The sequence below is a fragment of the Pseudomonas germanica genome (genome assembly GCF_019614655.1).
Taxonomy (GTDB): Bacteria; Pseudomonadota; Gammaproteobacteria; order Pseudomonadales; family Pseudomonadaceae; genus Aquipseudomonas; species Aquipseudomonas neuropathica.
The window spans coordinates 2961017-2979563 of sequence record NZ_CP071586.1 but is presented as its reverse complement, the minus strand read 5'-3'; the positions used below and the strand labels follow the sequence as shown (position 1 = coordinate 2979563).

The window sequence follows — 18547 nt, the reverse complement described above, 5'->3', positions numbered from 1 at the left end:
AGTCTGCTTTTGAACATTGAACAACTGCGCGCCGACACCCCCGCCGTCGCGCAACTGATCCACTTCAACAATGCCGGCGCGGCGCTGATGCCCGCGCCGGTGATCGAAACCATGACCCGTCATATTCAGCTTGAAGCGAATCTGGGCGGCTATGAAGCTGCCGGACGGCAATCGGCCAACCTGGAAAACGTGTATGGCGCCATCGGCCGTTTGATCAACGCTCAGCCTGACGAAATTGCGGTGATCGAGAACGCGACCCGCGCCTGGGACATGGCGTTCTATTCGTTGCCGCTGCAACCCGGCGATGTGGTGCTGACGTCGACCACCGAATACGCCGGCAACTACATTCCCTATCTGCAAATGAAGCAGCGGCGTGGCATCGAGATTCGGGTCATCCCCAACGATGAACACGGCCAGGTTTCACTGTCGGCGCTAACGGCCATGCTCGACGATGATCGGGTCGCGCTGATCTCGCTGCCGGTGATCGCCACCAATGGCGGCCCGGTGCAACCCATCGAGCAGATCGGCGCCCTCGCCCGTTCGGCTGGCGTGCTGTTTCTGCTCGATGCCTGTCAGGGTGTCGGGCAGATGCCGATCGACGTGCAGAAAATCGGCTGCCACATGCTCGCGGCCACCAGCCGCAAATACCTGCGCGGGCCGCGCGGGATGGGTTTTTTGTATGTCGAAAAGTCTCTGTGCCAGAACCTTGAGCCAGCGTTTCTCGACTTGCATGCCGCCTCATTGCAGGACGCCCAGACTTTCAAGATCCGCGCCGATGCCCGACGTTTCGAGAACTGGGAATGCAACGTCACCGCCAAACTCGGCCTCGGTGCGGCAGTGGAATACGCGCTGGCGCAAGGCATCGAACCGATGTGGCTGCGGATTCAGCAACTGGCTGATTACCTGCGCCGACAACTGGCAGATATTCCTGGCATCACGCCGCGAGACCTCGGGGTGCAGAAGTCCGGCATCGTCACGTTTACTCATCGCGACAGCAGCGCCACGCACGTTCAGCAGTGGCTGGCCGGCCAGGAAAAGCGCATCAACGTCAGCACCTCGACGTTCCGCTCGACCCTGCTCGACATGCAGCACAGGGACTTGCTGGAGGTCAGCCGTGCGTCGGTGCATGCGTACAACACTGAGGCGGAAATCGACACAATGGTTGCTGCACTGCGCGGTTTGCAGGGCGCCTGAACAGGACACCAATCGGCGCTTGCGTCAAAGAGGGGTTGTAAACTAGCATTGGGAATACTTCTCAATTGCATGAAAATCTGCAGCCATGAGCGAAACCCTTCCCGCGAATAATGCCAATCACCTGCGCGCGATCGAAGCCCTGTACAGCGGCCATCACGGCTGGCTGTACGCGACGCTGAGAAAAAAACTGGGAAACGCCATGGATGCGGCGGATCTGGCGCAGGACACCTTCACCCGCATCCTCGCCTCGCAAGTCACCGTCATTGAGCAACCGCGTGCGTATCTGAGCTGCGTGGCCAAAGGCATTCTGGTCAACTGGTATCAACGCAAGGCGCTGGAACGTGCCTATCTGGAAGCCCTCGCCCATGTGCCGGCGCCGGAAGTGCCTTCGCCAGAATTGCGTTTCATGGTGCTGGAAACCCTGCACGAAATCGACGCGATGCTCGACGCCCTGCCGCCACTGGTCAAACGCGCCTTTCTGTTGTCGCAGATCAGCGGGCTGAAATACGACGACATCGCCGAGCAGTTGGGCGTATCGCTGATCACCGTCAAACGCTACATGAAGCAAGCCTTCGTGCAGTGCCTGTTGCTGGTGGAGTGAATGCTCAGCCGCCGCCATGAGCCGCATCTCGATCACCAGGCCTTGGAAGAAGCCGCCGACTGGTTGATCCGCATGAGTGAAGGCGAACTCAGCGACAGCGAACGCGGCGAATGGGAATACTGGAAAGCCAGCACGCCCGAGCGCGGTCGTGCCTGGGCGCGGGCGCAGTTGTTGCAGAGCAAACTCGGCGGCCTGCCACCGTCACTGGCGATGTCGGCGCTCGATCGCCCGAGCAGCCCGGAGCGCCGTGTGGCGCTGGGCAAACTGGCGATGATTCTGGCGATCCTGCCGGCCGGTTGGGGCAGCTGGAAGCTGGCAGAGTCGCAGCAATGGTCAGCCGACTATCGCACTGCCGTTGGCCAGCAACGCGAACTGACCCTGGCCGACGGCTCGAAAATCACCCTGAACACCGACACCGCCATCGACGTGCTGTTCGACGCCAATCAACGCCTCATCCACCTGCGCGAAGGCGAAATACTGGTGCAGACCGCGCCGGACATTTCACCGTTGGCGCGACCGTTTCTGGTCAGTACCCGTCAAGGTCGGATGCAGGCGCTGGGCACGCGTTTCACCGTGCGCGAACTGCAACCGCGCACCCACCTCGCCGTGCTGGAAGGCGCGGTCAAAGTCGAGCTCGCGGACAATCGCCAGACCACGCCGCTGATCGTCAACGCCGGTCAACGCACTGATTTCTCTTCCTACACCTTCGGCCAGCTCAGCGTTGCCGACCGCTACGTCGGCGCCTGGAGCCAAGGCATGTTGATGGCTGACAAGATGCGTCTGGCCGATTTTGTCGACGAACTCACGCGCTATCGCCGCGGCTTCGTGCGCCTCGACCCGGTGATTGCCGATCTGCGCATTTCCGGCGCCTACCCGATCAGCGACAGTCAACGCACCTTGAACATGCTGGCGCAAACCTACCCGATCCTCGTCAGCGGCCATTTGAATGGCTACTGGGTCATGCTCTCCCCGGCCTGAGTGAAAAAAATAATTGCCGCTGCGGTGATACTTTTTTCGATCTCGACTGGCTATTGGGGAGAAGCACATTTTCGTCCTGTTTATAGGCTCATTCATCCATGCTTGCCGCACGCCATCTGCGCCCGGAACGTCAGCTCAAACCCGTTGTTCGCAGTGCGTTGCTAAGCCTTGTCCTGATCGGTGCCGTTTGCCCGTTTGCCTTGGCCGCCGTGCCGGTGCAACTGGACGCTGTCACGGTTCGTGCCTACAACATTCCCGCCGGGCCGCTGGGTGCGACCCTGTCGAGCTTCGCCGTGGACGCCAACATTGCCCTGTCGTTCGAGCCCTCGCTGGCCGAAGGCCTGACCAGCGCGGCGCTGATCGGCAATTACTCGACGCAGGAGGCGGTCAATCGCTTGCTGGCCGGCAGTGGCCTGGACATGGTCTTGCGCAGCGACGGCAGCTACGCATTGGTGCAGCGCCGGGTGACGCTGGATGAAACATCGATCATCGGCACCGAAAAGCGCGCCGATTCCCTGCCAGAAGTGTATGCAGGTGGACAAGTGGCCAACGGCGGGCGCCTGGGCATTCTTGGCAATACGGATGTGATGGACGCGCCATTCAGCGTCAGCACCTACACCTCGGCGCTGATCAAGGATCAACAGGCCGTCACCGTCGGCGATGTGCTGGAACGTGATTCTTCGGTGCGTTCCACTGGCCAGACCGGAGGGATTGTCGACTCGTTCTTCATCCGTGGCTTTCCCGTCGGCGAAGGCAACCTCGGTGAACTGGCCTTCGACGGCGTTTACGGTGTGGCGCCCAACTATCGGGTTTTCACCGAATACGCCGAGCGCATCGAACTGGTCAAAGGCCCCGGCGCCTTGCTCTACGGCATGTCTCCCAACAACGCGGTGGGCGGCGTGATCAACGTGGTGCCGAAACGCTCCCTCGATGAAGACCTGACCCGTTTCACCGCCAGTTACGCCATGGATGCTCAGGCCGGTGGCCATCTCGATGTCAGTCGACGTTTCGGTGAAGAGCGTCGTTTTGGCGTGCGCTTCAACGGCAGTACGCAACTGGGCAACACGGCGATCGACGATCAATCGCGGCATGTCGATATTGGTGCGATCTCTCTCGATTATCAGGGTGAGCGCCTGCGCACGACCTTCGACTGGCTTAGCCAAAAAGAAAGCTTCGACGCTGCCTCGCGACCATTTCTCATTGCTTCGGGCGTGGACATTCCTTCCGCCGCCAACGGTCGCAGCAACGTCAGTCAGGATTGGGGCTGGTCGAAAACCCGTGACAAATCGGCGCTGCTCAGCGGCGAATATGACCTCAGCGACGCATTGACGGTGTTCGCCCATGCCGGCGGCGGCAAATCGGATGTGGCGCGAATGTCCGACCAGACGCCGACCATTATCAATGCCGCTGGCGACACCTCGTCGATCCCCGGCTACTACAAGTTCGAAGTCGAGCGTTACACCGTTGATGCCGGTGCGCGGCTGCGCTTCGATACCGGGCCGATCAGTCACCGCACCACCGTGCAAGTCAGTCGCTATCGCGATGTGTTGGCGCGCGGGATCATTTCCGGCGCACCGATCCTGTCGAACATTTATCACCCGATGGATCGCCCGCAACCTTACATCCCCAAGCCGGATACGCCGAAAGTCTCGCAGAGCGAGCTGACTGGCGTGGCGCTCGCCGACACGCTGTCGATTCTCGATGACCGCGCGCAGGTAACCCTGGGCTTGCGCAAACAGAACATCAAATCCGACAACTACAACGCCGCCGGCGTGGTGACCACGTCCTACGACGACGGCCGGACGACCCCGTTGTTCGGCGCGGTGATCAAGCCTTGGGATCACGTTTCGTTCTACTACAACTACCTCGAAGGGCTGAGCAAGGGCGACATCGCGCCTTCCACCGCGTCCAACGCTGGCGAGATCTTTGCCCCTTATGTTTCCCGCCAGCACGAACTCGGGGTCAAAGCTGATTACGGCACGTTCACCTCCACCATCAGCCTGTTTCAGATCACCAAACCCAGCGGCGAACTGGCCTCCGGGGTGTTCTCGGTGCAGGGCGAACAACGCAATCGCGGGCTGGAGCTGAACGTGTTCGGCGAAGTCACGCCGGGCACTCGCCTGCTCGGCGGCGTGACCCTGCTCAATGCCGAACTGACGAAAACCGGCGTGGCCGCCAACCGCGGCAACAAACCGGTCGGCGTGCCCGAGGTTCAGGCCAACCTCTGGGCCGAATGGGACACCTCTTGGGTCGAGGGGCTGACACTGACCGGAGGCGCGATCCACACCGGCAGCCAGTACGTGAACCAGGCCAACACACAAAAACTCGATGACTGGACCCGCTTCGATGTCGGCGCCCGCTACAGCACACGCATCGATGATCGACCGACCACGTTTCGCGCCACCGTGCAGAACGTGTTCGACCACGAGTACTGGTCGGGCGTCGCTTCCTACGGCGCGTTCTCCCAAGGCTCACCGCGCACCGTATTACTGTCGGCGACTGTCGATTTCTGAAACGTTCAGCCGGCCAGCGGTGTGAGCTGTTGGCCGAACTGACCTTTGCAAAGGCTTTGACCATGGTGATTTTCGATCGACGCAGCCTCGCGATGGCTGCGCTGTTACTGGCAGGACTGCTGAGCCTGTCTGCGCTGGCGCCGCGCAATGCAAACGCCAGCGAAGCGGATACGGCGCGCACCGAGGTGACCGATCTACTCGGGCGCAAGGTCAAGGTGCATCTGCCGGTCAGGCGGGTCATCCTCGGTGAAGGCCGGCAGTTGTATCTGGTCGCTGCACTGGACACACAAAACCCGATCGAACGCATCGTCGGCTGGCGCAAGGATCTGATCCAGTCGGACCCGGACACCTACAATGCCTACCTGCGAAAATTCCCCGGCATTGCCAAAATCCCCACCTTCGGCGGCTTTGAAGACGGCACCTTTGATATCGAACAAGCGATCTCGCAGCGACCGGACGTGATCATCCTCAATATCGAAGCGCAGCACGCCACCGAAGATGCGCGCTATATCGAGAAGCTCGACGCTTTGGGCATCCCGGTGGTGTACGTCGATTTTCGCAACAACCCGATGCAGAACACCGAACCGACCATGCGCCTGTTCGGCAAACTGTTCGGTAAAGAGCAACGCGCCGAAGCCTTCATTGATTTTCGCAACCAGCAGATTCACCGCGTCACCGACGTCATCGAGAAACAGCACCCACCGCGTCCAAGCGTGTTCATCGAGCGCATCGGCGGCTACACAGACGATTGCTGCCTGAGTTTCGGCAACGAGAACTTTGGTCTGTTTGTCGACATGGCCGGCGGCAACAATATCGCCCGGGGGATTATCCCGACCACGTTTGGCCAGTTGAATCCCGAGCAGGTCATCGTCGCCAATCCGGCGCACGTGGTGGTCACCACGGCCAACTGGGAAGCCTTTGCACCCGGTGGCCATTGGGTCGGTGTCGGGCCCGGCGCCGACATGAACCAGGCGCGGAAAAAACTCGCGTGGTATACGCAGCGTCCGGCCTACGCCGGGATCAAGGCTCAGGAGACACAAGCCTTCCACGCCATCTGGCATCAGTTCTACAACAGCCCTTACCAGTTCGTGGCCATTCAGCAATTGGCCAAATGGTTTCACCCGGAGCTGTTTGCCGATCTCGACCCGGACGCCTCCTTCCGCGAACTGCACGAGCGTTTTCTGCCCGTGCCGTATGAGTCGGGCTACTTCGTCAGCCTGCGCAATCCTGAGGTCAAACCATGAGTTCTTTGACCGACACCGTCGAGGTGCAGCGCGAAACCTACCGGCGACTGGTGCTGCGTAAACGCCTGATCCTCGCCGGGCTGGTCGTTCTGTTGCTGTGCAGCGTACTGCTCGATCTGGCACTGGGCCCGGCGAGTTACAGTTTCAGCGAAGTGCTCGGCGCCCTGTTTTCGCCGGACAGCGCCTCGCCACAAGTGCGCGTGGTGATGTGGGACATTCGTCTGCCGGTGGCACTGATGGCGGTGGCGGTCGGCGCGGCGTTATCGCTGGCCGGCGCGCAGATGCAGACGATCCTCAACAACCCGCTGGCGAGTCCGTTCACCTTGGGCATTTCCGCTGCCGCCAGTTTCGGCGCGGCGCTGGGCCTGGCGTTCGGTGTGGCGTTGTTCCCGCTGGCCGCGCAATTCATGGTGCCGCTCAACGCCTTCATCATGGCCATGCTCTCGGCGCTGTTGATTCACTTTCTGAGCATGCGTCGTGGCGTCACTGCCGAAACCATCGTGCTGCTCGGCATCGCGCTGGTGTTCACTTTCAATGCGCTGCTGGCGCTGGTGCAGTTCTTCGCCACCGAGCAAGCCGTCGCCGCCGTGGTGTTCTGGACCATGGGCAGCCTGACCAAAGCTACTTGGCCGAAACTCGGGGTGATCTGCCTGGTGATCCTGATCACCCTGCCGATCTTCGCCAAACGCGCCTGGGCCCTGACCGCCCTGCGCCTGGGCGACGACAAGGCTGCCAGTTTCGGCATCAACGTGCGCAGCCTGCGCTTTCAGACGCTGATCATGGTCAGCCTGCTCGCCTCGTTTCCCGTGGCCTTCGTCGGCACCATCGGCTTCATCGGTCTGGTCGGGCCGCACATCGCGCGCATGCTGATCGGTGAAGATCAGCGCTTCTTTTTGCCGGCCTCCTTGCTCACCGGCTCGTTGATTCTCTCGGCCAGTTCGGTGGTCAGCAAGACCCTGATCCCCGGTGCGATTTTCCCTATCGGCGTGGTCACCTCGCTGATCGGCGTACCGTTCTTCATTTCACTGATTCTCGGCGGGAAGAAAAACTCATGGTGACGCTGCAACTGGACAATCTGGGCGCGCGCTACGGCCAGCGCGAGATCATTCGTGGTGTCTCGACGGCAACGTTTTCTGGCGGTCAGGTGGTTGCCGTGGTCGGGCCCAATGCGGCCGGTAAATCGACCCTGTTCAAACGCATGGCCGGGCTGATCGATGGCCCCGGGCAAGTGATTTTGCAGGACTCGAAAAAAGGCCCGAGCGGCATCAGCTACATGCCTCAAGGCCTGAACGCCAGTGCGCGTTTGACGGTGTACGAATCCGTGCTGCTGGCGCGCAAGCAACTGACCCCGGGCTGGGTGGTCCACGATGATGAGCTGAAACTGGTCGACGAGATTCTCGCCGCGCTGGGCATCACCGGGCTGTCGTTCCGTAACCTTGGTGAACTCAGCGGCGGTCAGCAGCAGTTGGTCTCCATCGCCCAGACGCTGGTGCGCGAACCGGAAATCCTGCTGATGGACGAACCGACCAGCGCCCTCGACATGCATCGACAAGTGCAAGTACTGAATTTCATGCGCAGCCTCGCGCGCAAACGCGAGGTGATTGTGTTCATTGCCATCCATGATCTGAATCAGGCGTTGCGCTTCGCCGATCAGGTGCTGGTGATTGCCGATGGCACCAGTCAGGGCAGCGGCCCGAGCAATGAGGTGATCACCGAACAGATGCTGCGCGAGGTCTACAAGGTCGAAGCACGCATCGAGCAGTGCAGCAAAGGGCTATCGCATATCCTGATCGACGACATCGTCTGATCTCCCCGCCCCTGTAGGAGCTGCCGAAGGCTGCGATCTTTGTTTTTTAAAAGACAAGATCAAAAGATCGCAGCCTGCGGCAACTCCTACACGGTGGGGTGTGTTATGGATCGACTTGCGCCATCAGCTCTGGCACCGATTCCGGGCGCTTGGCGTAGCGCTGAGCGAGCACCGCACAGACCATCAACTGGATCTGATGGAACAGCATCAGCGGCAGGATCAGCACGCCAATCGTGCTGCCGGCAAACAACACCTGCGCCATCGGCACGCCAGTGGCCAGACTCTTTTTCGAGCCGCAGAACAGAATGGTGATGCGGTCTTCCTGGCTGAAGCCGAACGCCTTGCCCAACAGCGTCGACGCCAACAGCACCAGCGCCAGCAGAATGCAGCAGACCACCACCAGCCCCAGCAACTCGAACAGCGGAATCTGATGCCAGATGCCTTCGTTGACGGCCTCGCTGAACGCGCCGTAAACCACCAACAGAATCGAGCCCTGATCGACGAACTTCAGCCAGTTCTTGTTGCGTCCGACCCACGCGCCGATCCAGCGACGGGCGATCTGCCCGGCAATGAATGGCAGGAGCAATTGCACGCTGATTTTCAGGATTGCGTCCAGCGTCGAACCGCCATCACCGTGTACGTCGAGCAGCAGCGTCACCAGCAGCGGCGTGAGGAAAATCCCGAACAGACTCGATGCCGCCGCGCTGCAAATCGCCGCCGGAATATTCCCCCGCGCCAGCGAGGTGAAAGCGATAGCCGATTGCACCGTGGCCGGCAACGCGCACAGGTAAAGCATGCCCATGTACAACTTGTCGCCGATCAGCGGGGACAACAGCGGTTTCAGCGCCAGCCCGAGAATCGGGAAAAGGACAAAGGTCAGGCCAAACACCAGCAAGTGCAGACGCCAGTGACCGGCACCGGCAATGATCGACTCGCGGGAAAGCTTCGCGCCATGCAGGAAAAACAGCAGCGCGATGGCGATGTTGGTCAACCAGCCAAAGCCGACGGCGACCTGGCCGCTGGCCGGCAGGAAACTGGCCAGCAGCACGACGCCGATCAGCGTCAGGGTGAAGTTGTCGGGCAAAAAACGTGGGCGAGTCATGGTCGGTTCATCCGGGGGTTGCCAGTGCGTGCTGACGACTCTAACGTGACGGCCAATTACCGACTAACGCCGAAGGGCCACAAGATGCCGCCTAAAGGACATGAGAAAAGCGTCCGTCGCAGCATTCCCGGGCTGCCCAGCCTGCCGCGCCCACTCTACGGACGCACCGAATCGCTGCCCAATCGCGCCCTGACCCGACGCCACAGCCACCCGTGGGTACAGTTGTCCTACGCGATTCAGGGCGTGCTGGAAATCCAGACCAGCGCCGGCCGCTTTGTCGCTCCGCCGGAGCGCGCCGTGTGGATCCCGGCGGGCGTGCCGCATCGGGTGTTCAGTTCGCCGCGCACGGAAATGCGCAGTCTCTACATCGATTGCAGCGTCGCCGGATGGGCGCTTGAGCGCTGCCATGTGCTGGGCGTCAGCGACCTGCTCCGGGAACTGATTCGCGCGTTCAGTGAGGTTCCGGTGGAATACGAGCAAAGCGGCCCGCACGGACGTCTGGCCCAGGTCATCCTTGATCAATTGGCCGAGGCGCCGCAGATCGATCTGATGCTGCCGTTGCCGCAAGACGCCCGCTTGAAGCAGATCTACCAGAGCCTGGAGCAACACCCGGAACAGCAGACCACGCTGAGCCACTGGAGCGAGAAGTTCGGCGTCACCGAAAAGACCCTCACCCGCCTGTTTCAACGTGACACCGGCCTGACCTTCCGCGCCTGGCGCCAGCGTTTGCGCCTGCTCGGTGCGCTGACACCGCTGGAAAAAGGCGAACGCGTCACCGACGTTGCGCTGGCCTGTGGTTACGACTCGACCTCAGCGTTTATTGCGGCGTTTCGCCAACAGTTCGGGGAAACGCCCGGTGAGTTTTTTCGCTGATCAGCGATCCGCCAAGTCCTCCAGCAAATCCGCCGACGGCACGAAATACAGGCTCCCAGTAACAGCCGTGCTGAAATCCAGCAACTTGTCGTAGTTACCCGGTGGCTTGCCGACGAACATGTTTTCCAGCATCTGCTCGATCGGCTCGGGCGAGCGCGCGTAACCGATGAAGAAGGTGCCGAACTCCGCTGCCCCCGGCCGGCCGAACGGCATGTTGTCACGGAGGATTTTCACTTCCTCGCCGGCCGCGTTGGTAATGGTGGTCAGCGCGCTGTGCGAGTTGCTCGGTTTGGCCGCGTCGTCCAGTTCGATATCGGAGAGCTTGGTGCGACCGATAACGCGCTCCTGTGCTTCAACGCTCAGGCCGTTCCACGCGGCCATGTTGTGCAGGTATTTCTGCACCAGCACGTAGCTGCCGCCGCTGAAGTCGGGGTCTTCGTCACCGACAATGGTGAAGTTGACCGCTTTGCGCCCGACCGGGTTTTCCGTGCCGTCGACAAAACCGATGATGCTGCGCATGTCGAAATAGCGAAAACCTTGCACTTCGTCGACCACCGTCACTGCATCGCCGAGAACCGCCATGATTTGCGTGGCCAGTTCAAAACACAGGTCCATTTGATCGGCGCGAATGTGCAGCAGCAGATCGCCCGGGGTTGCCGGAGCGTGCCGCCCCTCCTCGCCAAACTCGCGAAAATCGTGCAGCGACGCCGGGCGCGGATTGCCAAACAGGCGATCCCAGGCGTTCGAGGAAAAGCCGCAGATGCAGGTCAGATTGCCGGTCGGTACGCGCTTGCCAACCGAGCGCACCAGCCCGGCGACATCGCCGCACCAGTCTTTGACGGTTTGCGCTGCTTCAGGCCCGGCATTCAGCGTCGCGACGATGAATATTGCGCTGCTGGTGATCGGACTGCACACCGCTTGAGGTTCGAGAATGTCGGTATTCATCGCTGAAAACATTGCTCCGTAAAAAATGCCCGGGCTGATAACGAGGGCAGATAGTTCGTTTTTATCGAACTGTTGTGCAGAAATAAACGATTTTTCTTTGCCGCAAACTCGTCGCTAGCATGGCCTCGTCTGACCCCAATCCAAGAATAGACAGGGAGCGTGACATGCCTGCCACAAACATCAATATCGGCGAACCATGGATGTGGGGCGCCTTCATCGTCTTCGTGCTTGCCATGCTGGCATTGGACCTGTTTGTCTTCGGTGGGCGCAAGGCGCATCGGGTGTCGGTTCGCGAAGCCTTGTCCTGGGTCATCGCCTGGTGCCTGCTGGCACTGAGTTTCGCGGCGCTGCTCTGGTGGTATCTGCACGGCGCGTTCGGCGCTGACATCGCCCGGCAGAAAACCCTCGAATTCCTCACCGGTTATCTGATCGAGCAATCGCTGTCGATCGACAACATGTTCGTCTTTGTGATGATCTTCAGCTACTTCGCCGTGCCACCCGAGTTGCAGCGCCGAGTGCTGTTGTACGGCGTGCTCGGGGCGATCGTAATGCGCGCGGTGATGATTTTTGCCGGGGTGTGGCTGGTGTCGCAGTTCGAATGGCTGCTGTATGCGTTCGGGGTGTTCCTGATCTTTACCGGGATCAAGATGCTGGTGTTTGCCGACCACCAGCCGGATCTGGACAAGAATCCGCTGCTGCGCTGGGTGCGCGGGCATATGCGCATCACCAGCAGCTTTCACGGCGAACGCTTTTTCGTCCTGCAGAACGGCGTGCGCTGGGCCACGCCGATGTTTCTGGTGCTGGTGCTGATCGAGGCCAGTGACTTGATGTTTGCGGTCGACAGCATCCCGGCGATCTTCGCCGTGACGACTGATCCGTTCATCGTCTTCACCTCGAATATCTTCGCGATCATGGGCCTGCGCGCGTTGTATTTCCTGCTGGCGGACATGGCGGACCGCTTTCATCTGCTCAAGTACGGGCTGGCGATTGTGCTGGTGTTTATCGGCGGCAAGATGGTGTTGATGCCGTGGTTGCACATCCCGGTGGAGTGGTCGTTGGCGGTGGTGGGTGGGGTGATTCTTGGCTCAGTCCTGCTGAGTCTGGTGATGACCAGAGAAACCGAACGCAGCACGGAATGACACCGCACAAAACCCTGTGGGAGCGAGCCTGCTCGCGAAGGCGTCGGACCAGTCAACATCGAAGTTGAATGACACTCCCCTTTCGCGAGCAGGCTCGCTCCCACATTTGGATTGCGGTGGTGGTTACTTATCGGACTTGATGTTGGTCCACACCCGTGTGCGCACGCGCTCAAGCTTCTGCGGCAACGGCTGCACGACGTAGAGATTTTTCAGCGCTTCAGGCGTTGGCGTCAGGTTCGGGTTGTCAGTGATTTCCTTGTTGATCAGCGGTATCGAATCCTTGTTCGCATTCGGGTAGCCGAGGAAGTCACTGATCGGCGCGATCACCTTCGGATCGAGCAGGTTGTTGAGGAACTCATGCGCTTCCTCGACGTTCTTCGCGCTCTTCGGAATGGCGAAGGTGTCGAACCAGATCGGCGCGCCCTCCTTCGGCAAGCGCCAGTCGACCACTACGCCGTTGCCCGCTTCTTTGGCGCGGTTGCCGAACTGGTAGAAGCTGCCGGAATAACCGATGGCCACGCAGATGTCACCGTTGGCGATGTCGGTCATGTATTTGGCCGAGTTGAAATAGGTCACGTACGGACGAACCTTGAGCATCAACTCCTTGGCCTTTTCATAGTCGGCGGGGTTCTGGCTATTCGGGTCGAGACCGAGGTAATGCAGGGCCAGCGGCAGGATTTCCGTCGGCGAATCAAGCATCGCTACACCGCAGGATTTGAGCTTTTCCATGTTCTCCGGTTTGAACACCAGATCCCAGCTGTCCACCGGCGCGTTGTCGCCCAGTGCCGCCTTGACCTTGGCCGGGTTGAAACCGATCAGCACGGTGCCGACCATGTAAGGCACGCCGTACTGGTTGCCCGGATCGTTCTTGCCCAGCAGTTTCAACAGTTCCGGGTCCTGGTGGCTCCAGTTCGGCAGTTTCGATTTATCCAGCTTCTGAAACACGCCGGCCTTGATCTGCGTTTCAAGGAACTGGTTCGACGGCACTACCAGGTCGTAACCGGAGTTGCCGGTCAGCAGTTTGGCTTCCAGGGATTCGTTGGTGTCGAAGGTGTCCCAAGTCACTTTGATGCCGCTTTTTGCGGCGAAATCCTTGGGCACGGACGGCAGGATGTAGTCCGCCCAGTTGTACACCCGCAGTTCGCGTTGCTCGGCCTGGACGGCGCTGGCCAACAGCGTCAGCCCACATACGGTGGCACCCAGAATGCGTTTCATCGTGACCATGGTTGTTCCCCAAAAGGCAGCGTGAGTTCGATGGTTTTTATGTTCTGTACACGGCAGCGGCTGTAAAGGTAGCCAAGGGTAAAAAAGGTTCAGCGTCTGGTTATGGTTTTGATTCTTGCTGACAGCGTAGACGGATCACAGTGGGGGATGGGCCAAAAGGGGATCGATGTGGCCAATTTGATTGACCGTCGGGATGCGGAAACAACAATGCCCGGCACTTGGCCGGGCATTGTCGAGTAACGGATCAGCTCAGTCGGTGTAACCCAATCTCGCCGCCCTGCTCTGCTGTGTCTGGCTGCGTGTGGCCAGGCAGTAATACAGCGGAACGGTGACCACCAGGCCGACCAGCCAGGACAAGTCCGCGCCCTCGACCAGATTGGCGTACGGCCCGACGTATAGCGAGGTGTTGGCGAACGGCAACTGCACAATAATGCCGATGAAGTAGGCAATGATCGCGTGCAGATTAAAGCGCCCGTAAACCCCGCCATCAGCGTGGAAGATCGAGGTGATGTCGTAGCAGCCGCGCTTGATCAGGTAGAAGTCGATCAGGTTGATCGACGCCCACGGTACCAGCACCAGCAGCAGCGCCAGAATCAAACCGATGAACTCGGAAATGAAGTCCGCCGACGCGCCCAACGCAACCACGCAGCAACCGGCCAGCACCACGCTCGACAACACCACGCGCACCTTGATGCTGGGCGTCCATTGGCTGGCAAACGTCTGAATCGAGGTAATGATCGACAGCACCGCGCCATACAGATTCAGCGCGTTATGGCTGATGATATTCAGCAGAAACAACACCATCAGAATCGGCCCGAGCCAACCGGTCGATTGCTTGACCGCGACCATCGCTTCGGTGCCTTCCGGAGTAGCCAGTACGGCAACCGCACCGAAGCTGAACGACAGAATCGTGCCCAGCGTCGCGCCCAGATAAGTCGCCCAGAACGGCTTGGCAATGCCGATATCCGCAGGCAGGTAGCGCGAGTAATCGGACACGTACGGCGAGAAACTGATCTGCCAGATAATCCCCAACGACACCGTCGCCAGCCAGCCGGACAGGTTGAAACTGCCGCGAGTGAGGAAGTCCGCCGGCAAATCATGGGCAAAGATATAGATGAAACCGGCGAGCAACGCGCCGCCCATCACCCAGGTGCCAATGCGGTTCAGCGTGTGGATGAAGTTGTAGCCGATCACGCCAATCGCCGTGGCCGCCAGTGCACCGATCAGAATGCTCAACGGCGCCGGCACCGATGGCGCGATGCCGACGATGGATTTACCCGCCAGGACGATGTTGGAAATAAAGAAACCGATGTAGATCAGCGCGGCAAAGAACACGATCAGCAGCGCGCCGTAGCGACCGAACTGGCCGCGACTCTGGACCATTTGCGGAATACCCATGCGCGGGCCTTGCGCCGAGGCCAGCGCGATCACCACGCCGCCGATCATGTGCCCCAGCGCAATCGCCAGCAGCCCCCAGAGCAAATCGAGATGGAACACCTGAACCACCATGGCGCCGGTGACGATGGGCAGTGGCGCAATGTTGGTGCTGAACCAAAGAGTGAATAGGTCGCGGGCCTTCCCGTGGCGTTCCGCGAGTGGGACGTAGTCGACCGTATGGTTCTCGATCAACGGATCTTGCCGGGACATCTGGGACATATGCATGAACTCGAGTTTGTCTGTTCTTATCGTTGTATGAAGCCAAACCGGGGGGACTCTGTGGCCGCCCCTCAGATGCAGACCATATTATGGTATTCCAAACAATTCACAAGACTGATCCGTAGTTTGCGGCGCCAACTGATACGCCATCCTCGCTGAAACCGGGGCCTGCAGACCAGCCGAAAGCCCCGTAAATACTGAGTTTCCGACGAACGCGGCACGTTTATCGGTTCAGCTTAAAAGGCCTTGCAAAGATCGAATACTGGTATACCATCAGACCAACAAACACATAAAAATAGCAGCACCACACCCGAGGACCGACCAATGATCGATGCCGCCATCTACAAACAAGTCATGGGTTCGTTCCCGTCCGGCGTAACCGTTATCACCACGCTGGACGATGACGGCCAGATCGTCGGCCTGACGGCCAGTGCGTTCAGCTCGCTGTCGATGGACCCGGCGCTGGTGCTGTTCTGCCCCAACTACAGCTCTGATTCCTACCCGGTGCTGATCAAGAACAAGCGCTTTGCCATTCACGTTCTGTCCGGCGGCCAGCAAAGCGAGGCCTACGCCTTCGCCCGCAAAGGCAAAGACAAGGCGCAGGGCATCGAGTGGACCTTGAGCGAACTGGGTAACCCGATCCTCGCCAACGCGACAGCTATCATCGAGTGTGAACTGTGGCGCGAATACGAAGGCGGCGACCACGCCATCATGGTCGGCGCGGTGAAGAACCTGATCGTCCCCGAGCAAATCGCCGGACCGCTGGTGTACTGCCACGGCAAGATGGGCGCCCTGCCCGTCCTGGCCTGATCGTCAGCCCCGCACAAATCAACTGTAGGAGTGAGCCTGCTCGCGATAGCGATTTATCCGATGTCGATATGTTTTCTGACACACCGCCATCGCGAGCAGGCTCACTCCTACAAGTTTTGTAGCCTCAACAACAAAAGATCCGAGGAAGCGTCATGAAATTTTCCCTGTTCATCCACATGGAACGCTGGGACGAAAGCGTCAGCCACCGCCAACTGTTCGAAGACCTCACCGAACTGACCCTGATGGCCGAGGCCGGTGGTTTCAGCACCGTGTGGATCGGCGAACACCACGCCATGGAATACACCATCTCGCCCAGCCCGATGCCTTTGCTCGCCTACCTCGCCGCCAAAACCACCACCATCCACCTCGGCGCCGGCACCATCATCGCGCCGTTCTGGCACCCGTTGCGCGTTGCTGGCGAATGCGCGTTGCTCGACGTCATCAGCAACGGTCGCATGGAAGTCGGCCTGGCCCGTGGCGCCTATCAGGTTGAATTCGATCGCATGGCCGGCGGTATGCCTGCCTCCAGCGGTGGCCAGGCACTGCGGGAAATGGTCCCAGTGGTCCGCGCCCTGTGGCAAGGCGACTACGCACACGACGGCGACATCTGGAAATTCCCCACCTCCACCAGCGTGCCGAAACCAATTCAAAAGCCCAACCCGCCAATGTGGATCGCCGCCCGCGACCCGGATTCGCACAACTTCGCTGTGGCCAACGGCTGCAACGTGATGGTCACGCCGCTGATGAAGGGCGACGAAGAAGTCCTCGACCTGAAGAACAAATTCCAGACCGCCCTTGATAACAATCCCGGTGTACCGCGCCCGCAACTGATGGTGCTGCGCCACACCCACGTGCACACCGCTGACAATCCTGATGGCTGGAAAGTTGGCGCAAAAGCGATCTCACGTTTCTATCGCACCTTCGATGCGTGGTTTGGCAACAAGCAAACGCCGGTCAACGGTTTCCTCGCGCCGAGCCCGGAAGAGAAGTTTGCCGGGCGTCCGGAGTTTGAGCTGGAGAGTTTGCACAAGACGGCGATGATTGGTACGCCGGAAGAGATCATTCCACGGATCAAGTACTACCAGGAATTGGGGGTGGATGAGTTCAGTTTCTGGTGTGACAACAGCTTGCCGCATGAGGAGAAGAAGAAATCGTTGGAGCTGTTTATCAAGCATGTGGTGCCGGCGTTTCGCTGAGTCACTGCTGATTGCCTGCCCCAAATAAAAAAGCCCCGAGCAGTTCGGGGCTTTTCAGTTCAGCATGCAAATATTCTTTTGGGATATTCCCACCGCAGAATCAAAACTCAAAAAATCTACCTTGTGAAATCCGCCTCTATACCTGGTCAATCATCAACTCCTGTTGTTGTTGACTCATGGCCGCCTGCGAAAAATTGGCCTTCATCGCCAGAGTCAATTTATATCCAGCAAAAATCAGGTGTAATCTCACAAGCGACCCCAGCTGATACAAGAATATTTCTAACCCGTAGGACCGACTTCGCCTGACCGCTAAACACCAGAGTAGAGCCTTGCTGGAGCATATCTCTCGACATTAAAAAATTGTGACCTGTCACCTCGGAAACCGCCCTTATCTGTGTTTGATTCCAATAGTCGCCGCGACAGCGAACCTCATACCTGCACTCATCCAGTTGGATGCCGGGCATATTGGTGGTAACTACCGACCAGCCACACAGATCGCAGCGTGTTCCCTGAGTGCTACCCTCATTGAAGACAACTAATTCGCCTCTACACTGCTCGCATGCTGTTGGATAGGATTCATTCATTATGGGTTACCACGGTCAATAATCCAAAAAAAAAAACGGGAATGGACCACATTTTCGGAGTGCTGTCTAAATGTGGTCTGTCCCCATTCCATTCCAAATGGTTCAGACTTCGATGAGGCTACGTTGACTTCGAAACGGTGGAAAACGGGGCTAGCTGACATTTCCAAATGCTCGCTAAACGTACTCTCCACCTATCAATTTCATACCACTATACGGATCAGCGATATTACTACCCAGCTCAGCAATTGCCTCTTTGATCTCGATAGCCACTTCTGACGAAAGCTCACTGACATTCTGGCTTGATATAAAGTCAAACAGTTCCGCCAATCCAAGGTGTGCCGCAACGACGATCGCCCCCTGAGCAAAATCAAAATCAAACCCATCCCACTCATTGATCAAGGTTTTTTCTATTTGAGTCTTTAGTGACTCGCACAACTGTTCATAGGTGTGCCACTGACGATCGCTGAGTTCTAACAGAGCCTGTAAAAAATCAAACTTTGATTTTCCAGAAAAAGGTTTCTCGATCAGCAGTTCATGAAACTCGTTTGCCACATCTTCTACAGGCATCGAGTCAGGAAGCGATTGATAATAGAAAAAATTCTTCATCATTTATGATCTACACGCGATAAACCCGGGATTTAACTCAATTAGCGCGAATCCCCGAGAATCTTTACCCATTTT

At 58.9% G+C, this 18547-nt stretch carries 16 protein-coding genes and 1 pseudogene; 12 read left to right on the top strand and 5 right to left on the bottom strand.

Annotated elements, in window-relative coordinates:
- The first annotated feature begins 9 nt into the window (after positions 1-9).
- From J0G10_RS13375 to J0G10_RS13345, 7 genes are all read left to right on the top strand, one after another.
- The gene (locus J0G10_RS13375) at positions 10-1194 is read left to right on the top strand and encodes an aminotransferase class V-fold PLP-dependent enzyme (protein WP_220558650.1); all 1185 of its coding nucleotides are present in this window, start codon (positions 10-12) and stop codon (positions 1192-1194) included.
- 85 nt (positions 1195-1279) lie between these two features.
- Positions 1280-1795 carry a sigma-70 family RNA polymerase sigma factor gene (locus J0G10_RS13370; RefSeq protein WP_093437645.1) on the top strand — a complete coding sequence of 172 codons (516 nt, stop codon included), beginning with the start codon at positions 1280-1282 and terminating at the stop codon, positions 1793-1795.
- A complete protein-coding gene (locus J0G10_RS13365) occupies positions 1796-2773 on the top strand; it encodes a FecR domain-containing protein (RefSeq protein WP_220558649.1) in 978 nt (325 codons plus the stop codon).
- 98 nt (positions 2774-2871) lie between these two features.
- Positions 2872-5286 carry a TonB-dependent receptor gene (locus J0G10_RS13360; RefSeq protein ID WP_220558648.1) on the top strand — a complete coding sequence of 805 codons (2415 nt, stop codon included), beginning with the start codon at positions 2872-2874 and terminating at the stop codon, positions 5284-5286.
- Positions 5287-5348: 62 nt separating this feature from the next.
- The gene (locus J0G10_RS13355) at positions 5349-6530 is read left to right on the top strand and encodes an ABC transporter substrate-binding protein (protein WP_220558853.1); all 1182 of its coding nucleotides are present in this window, start codon (positions 5349-5351) and stop codon (positions 6528-6530) included.
- Entirely contained in the window at positions 6527-7588 is a 1062-nt protein-coding gene (locus J0G10_RS13350; protein ID WP_077573294.1) for a FecCD family ABC transporter permease, read from the top strand. Before J0G10_RS13355 ends, J0G10_RS13350 begins: the two co-directional genes overlap by 4 nt.
- The gene (locus J0G10_RS13345; RefSeq protein WP_220558647.1) at positions 7582-8337 is read left to right on the top strand and encodes an ABC transporter ATP-binding protein; all 756 of its coding nucleotides are present in this window, start codon (positions 7582-7584) and stop codon (positions 8335-8337) included. Before J0G10_RS13350 ends, J0G10_RS13345 begins: the two co-directional genes overlap by 7 nt.
- A 103-nt stretch (positions 8338-8440) precedes the next feature.
- Here the strand turns inward: J0G10_RS13345 and J0G10_RS13340 are convergent, their stop codons facing one another.
- Entirely contained in the window at positions 8441-9439 is a 999-nt protein-coding gene (locus J0G10_RS13340) for a bile acid:sodium symporter family protein (protein ID WP_220558646.1), read from the bottom strand.
- Between the two features lie 84 nt (positions 9440-9523).
- On the opposite strand from J0G10_RS13340, the gene J0G10_RS13335 reads away from it, so the two are divergent.
- Positions 9524-10312 carry an AraC family transcriptional regulator gene (locus J0G10_RS13335; protein WP_095125686.1) on the top strand — a complete coding sequence of 263 codons (789 nt, stop codon included), beginning with the start codon at positions 9524-9526 and terminating at the stop codon, positions 10310-10312.
- On the opposite strand, the gene J0G10_RS13330 is transcribed toward J0G10_RS13335, so the two are convergent.
- The gene (locus J0G10_RS13330; RefSeq protein ID WP_220558645.1) at positions 10313-11257 is read right to left on the bottom strand and encodes a Dyp-type peroxidase; all 945 of its coding nucleotides are present in this window, start codon (positions 11255-11257) and stop codon (positions 10313-10315) included.
- 164 nt (positions 11258-11421) lie between these two features.
- Between J0G10_RS13330 and J0G10_RS13325 the strand changes: the two genes are divergently transcribed.
- Complete coding sequence (locus tag J0G10_RS13325) at positions 11422-12396, top strand: TerC family protein (protein WP_220558644.1); 975 nt, start codon at positions 11422-11424, stop codon at positions 12394-12396.
- 16 nt (positions 12397-12412) lie between these two features.
- Positions 12413-12496, top strand: a pseudogene (locus tag J0G10_RS29970) (metal ABC transporter ATP-binding protein); the annotation flags it as partial.
- Between the two features lie 23 nt (positions 12497-12519).
- Here J0G10_RS29970 and J0G10_RS13320 read toward each other — a convergent pair.
- On the bottom strand, positions 12520-13620 hold the full coding sequence (locus J0G10_RS13320) for a polyamine ABC transporter substrate-binding protein (RefSeq protein WP_220558643.1): 1101 nt from the start codon (positions 13618-13620) through the stop codon (positions 12520-12522).
- A gap of 249 nt (positions 13621-13869) precedes the next feature.
- A complete protein-coding gene (locus J0G10_RS13315) occupies positions 13870-15276 on the bottom strand; it encodes a purine-cytosine permease family protein (RefSeq protein WP_220558642.1) in 1407 nt (468 codons plus the stop codon).
- A 324-nt stretch (positions 15277-15600) separates the two neighbouring features.
- Here J0G10_RS13315 and J0G10_RS13310 point away from each other — a divergent pair, with 324 nt between their 5' ends.
- Together J0G10_RS13310 and J0G10_RS13305 are read left to right on the top strand one after the other, a co-directional pair.
- Entirely contained in the window at positions 15601-16086 is a 486-nt protein-coding gene (locus tag J0G10_RS13310; protein WP_016987069.1) for a flavin reductase family protein, read from the top strand.
- 152 nt (positions 16087-16238) lie between these two features.
- Positions 16239-17282 carry an LLM class flavin-dependent oxidoreductase gene (locus tag J0G10_RS13305; protein WP_220558641.1) on the top strand — a complete coding sequence of 348 codons (1044 nt, stop codon included), beginning with the start codon at positions 16239-16241 and terminating at the stop codon, positions 17280-17282.
- A 758-nt stretch (positions 17283-18040) separates the two neighbouring features.
- Here the strand turns inward: J0G10_RS13305 and J0G10_RS13300 are convergent.
- On the bottom strand, positions 18041-18475 hold the full coding sequence (locus J0G10_RS13300) for a hypothetical protein (protein WP_220558640.1): 435 nt from the start codon (positions 18473-18475) through the stop codon (positions 18041-18043).
- Positions 18476-18547 lie beyond the last annotated feature (72 nt).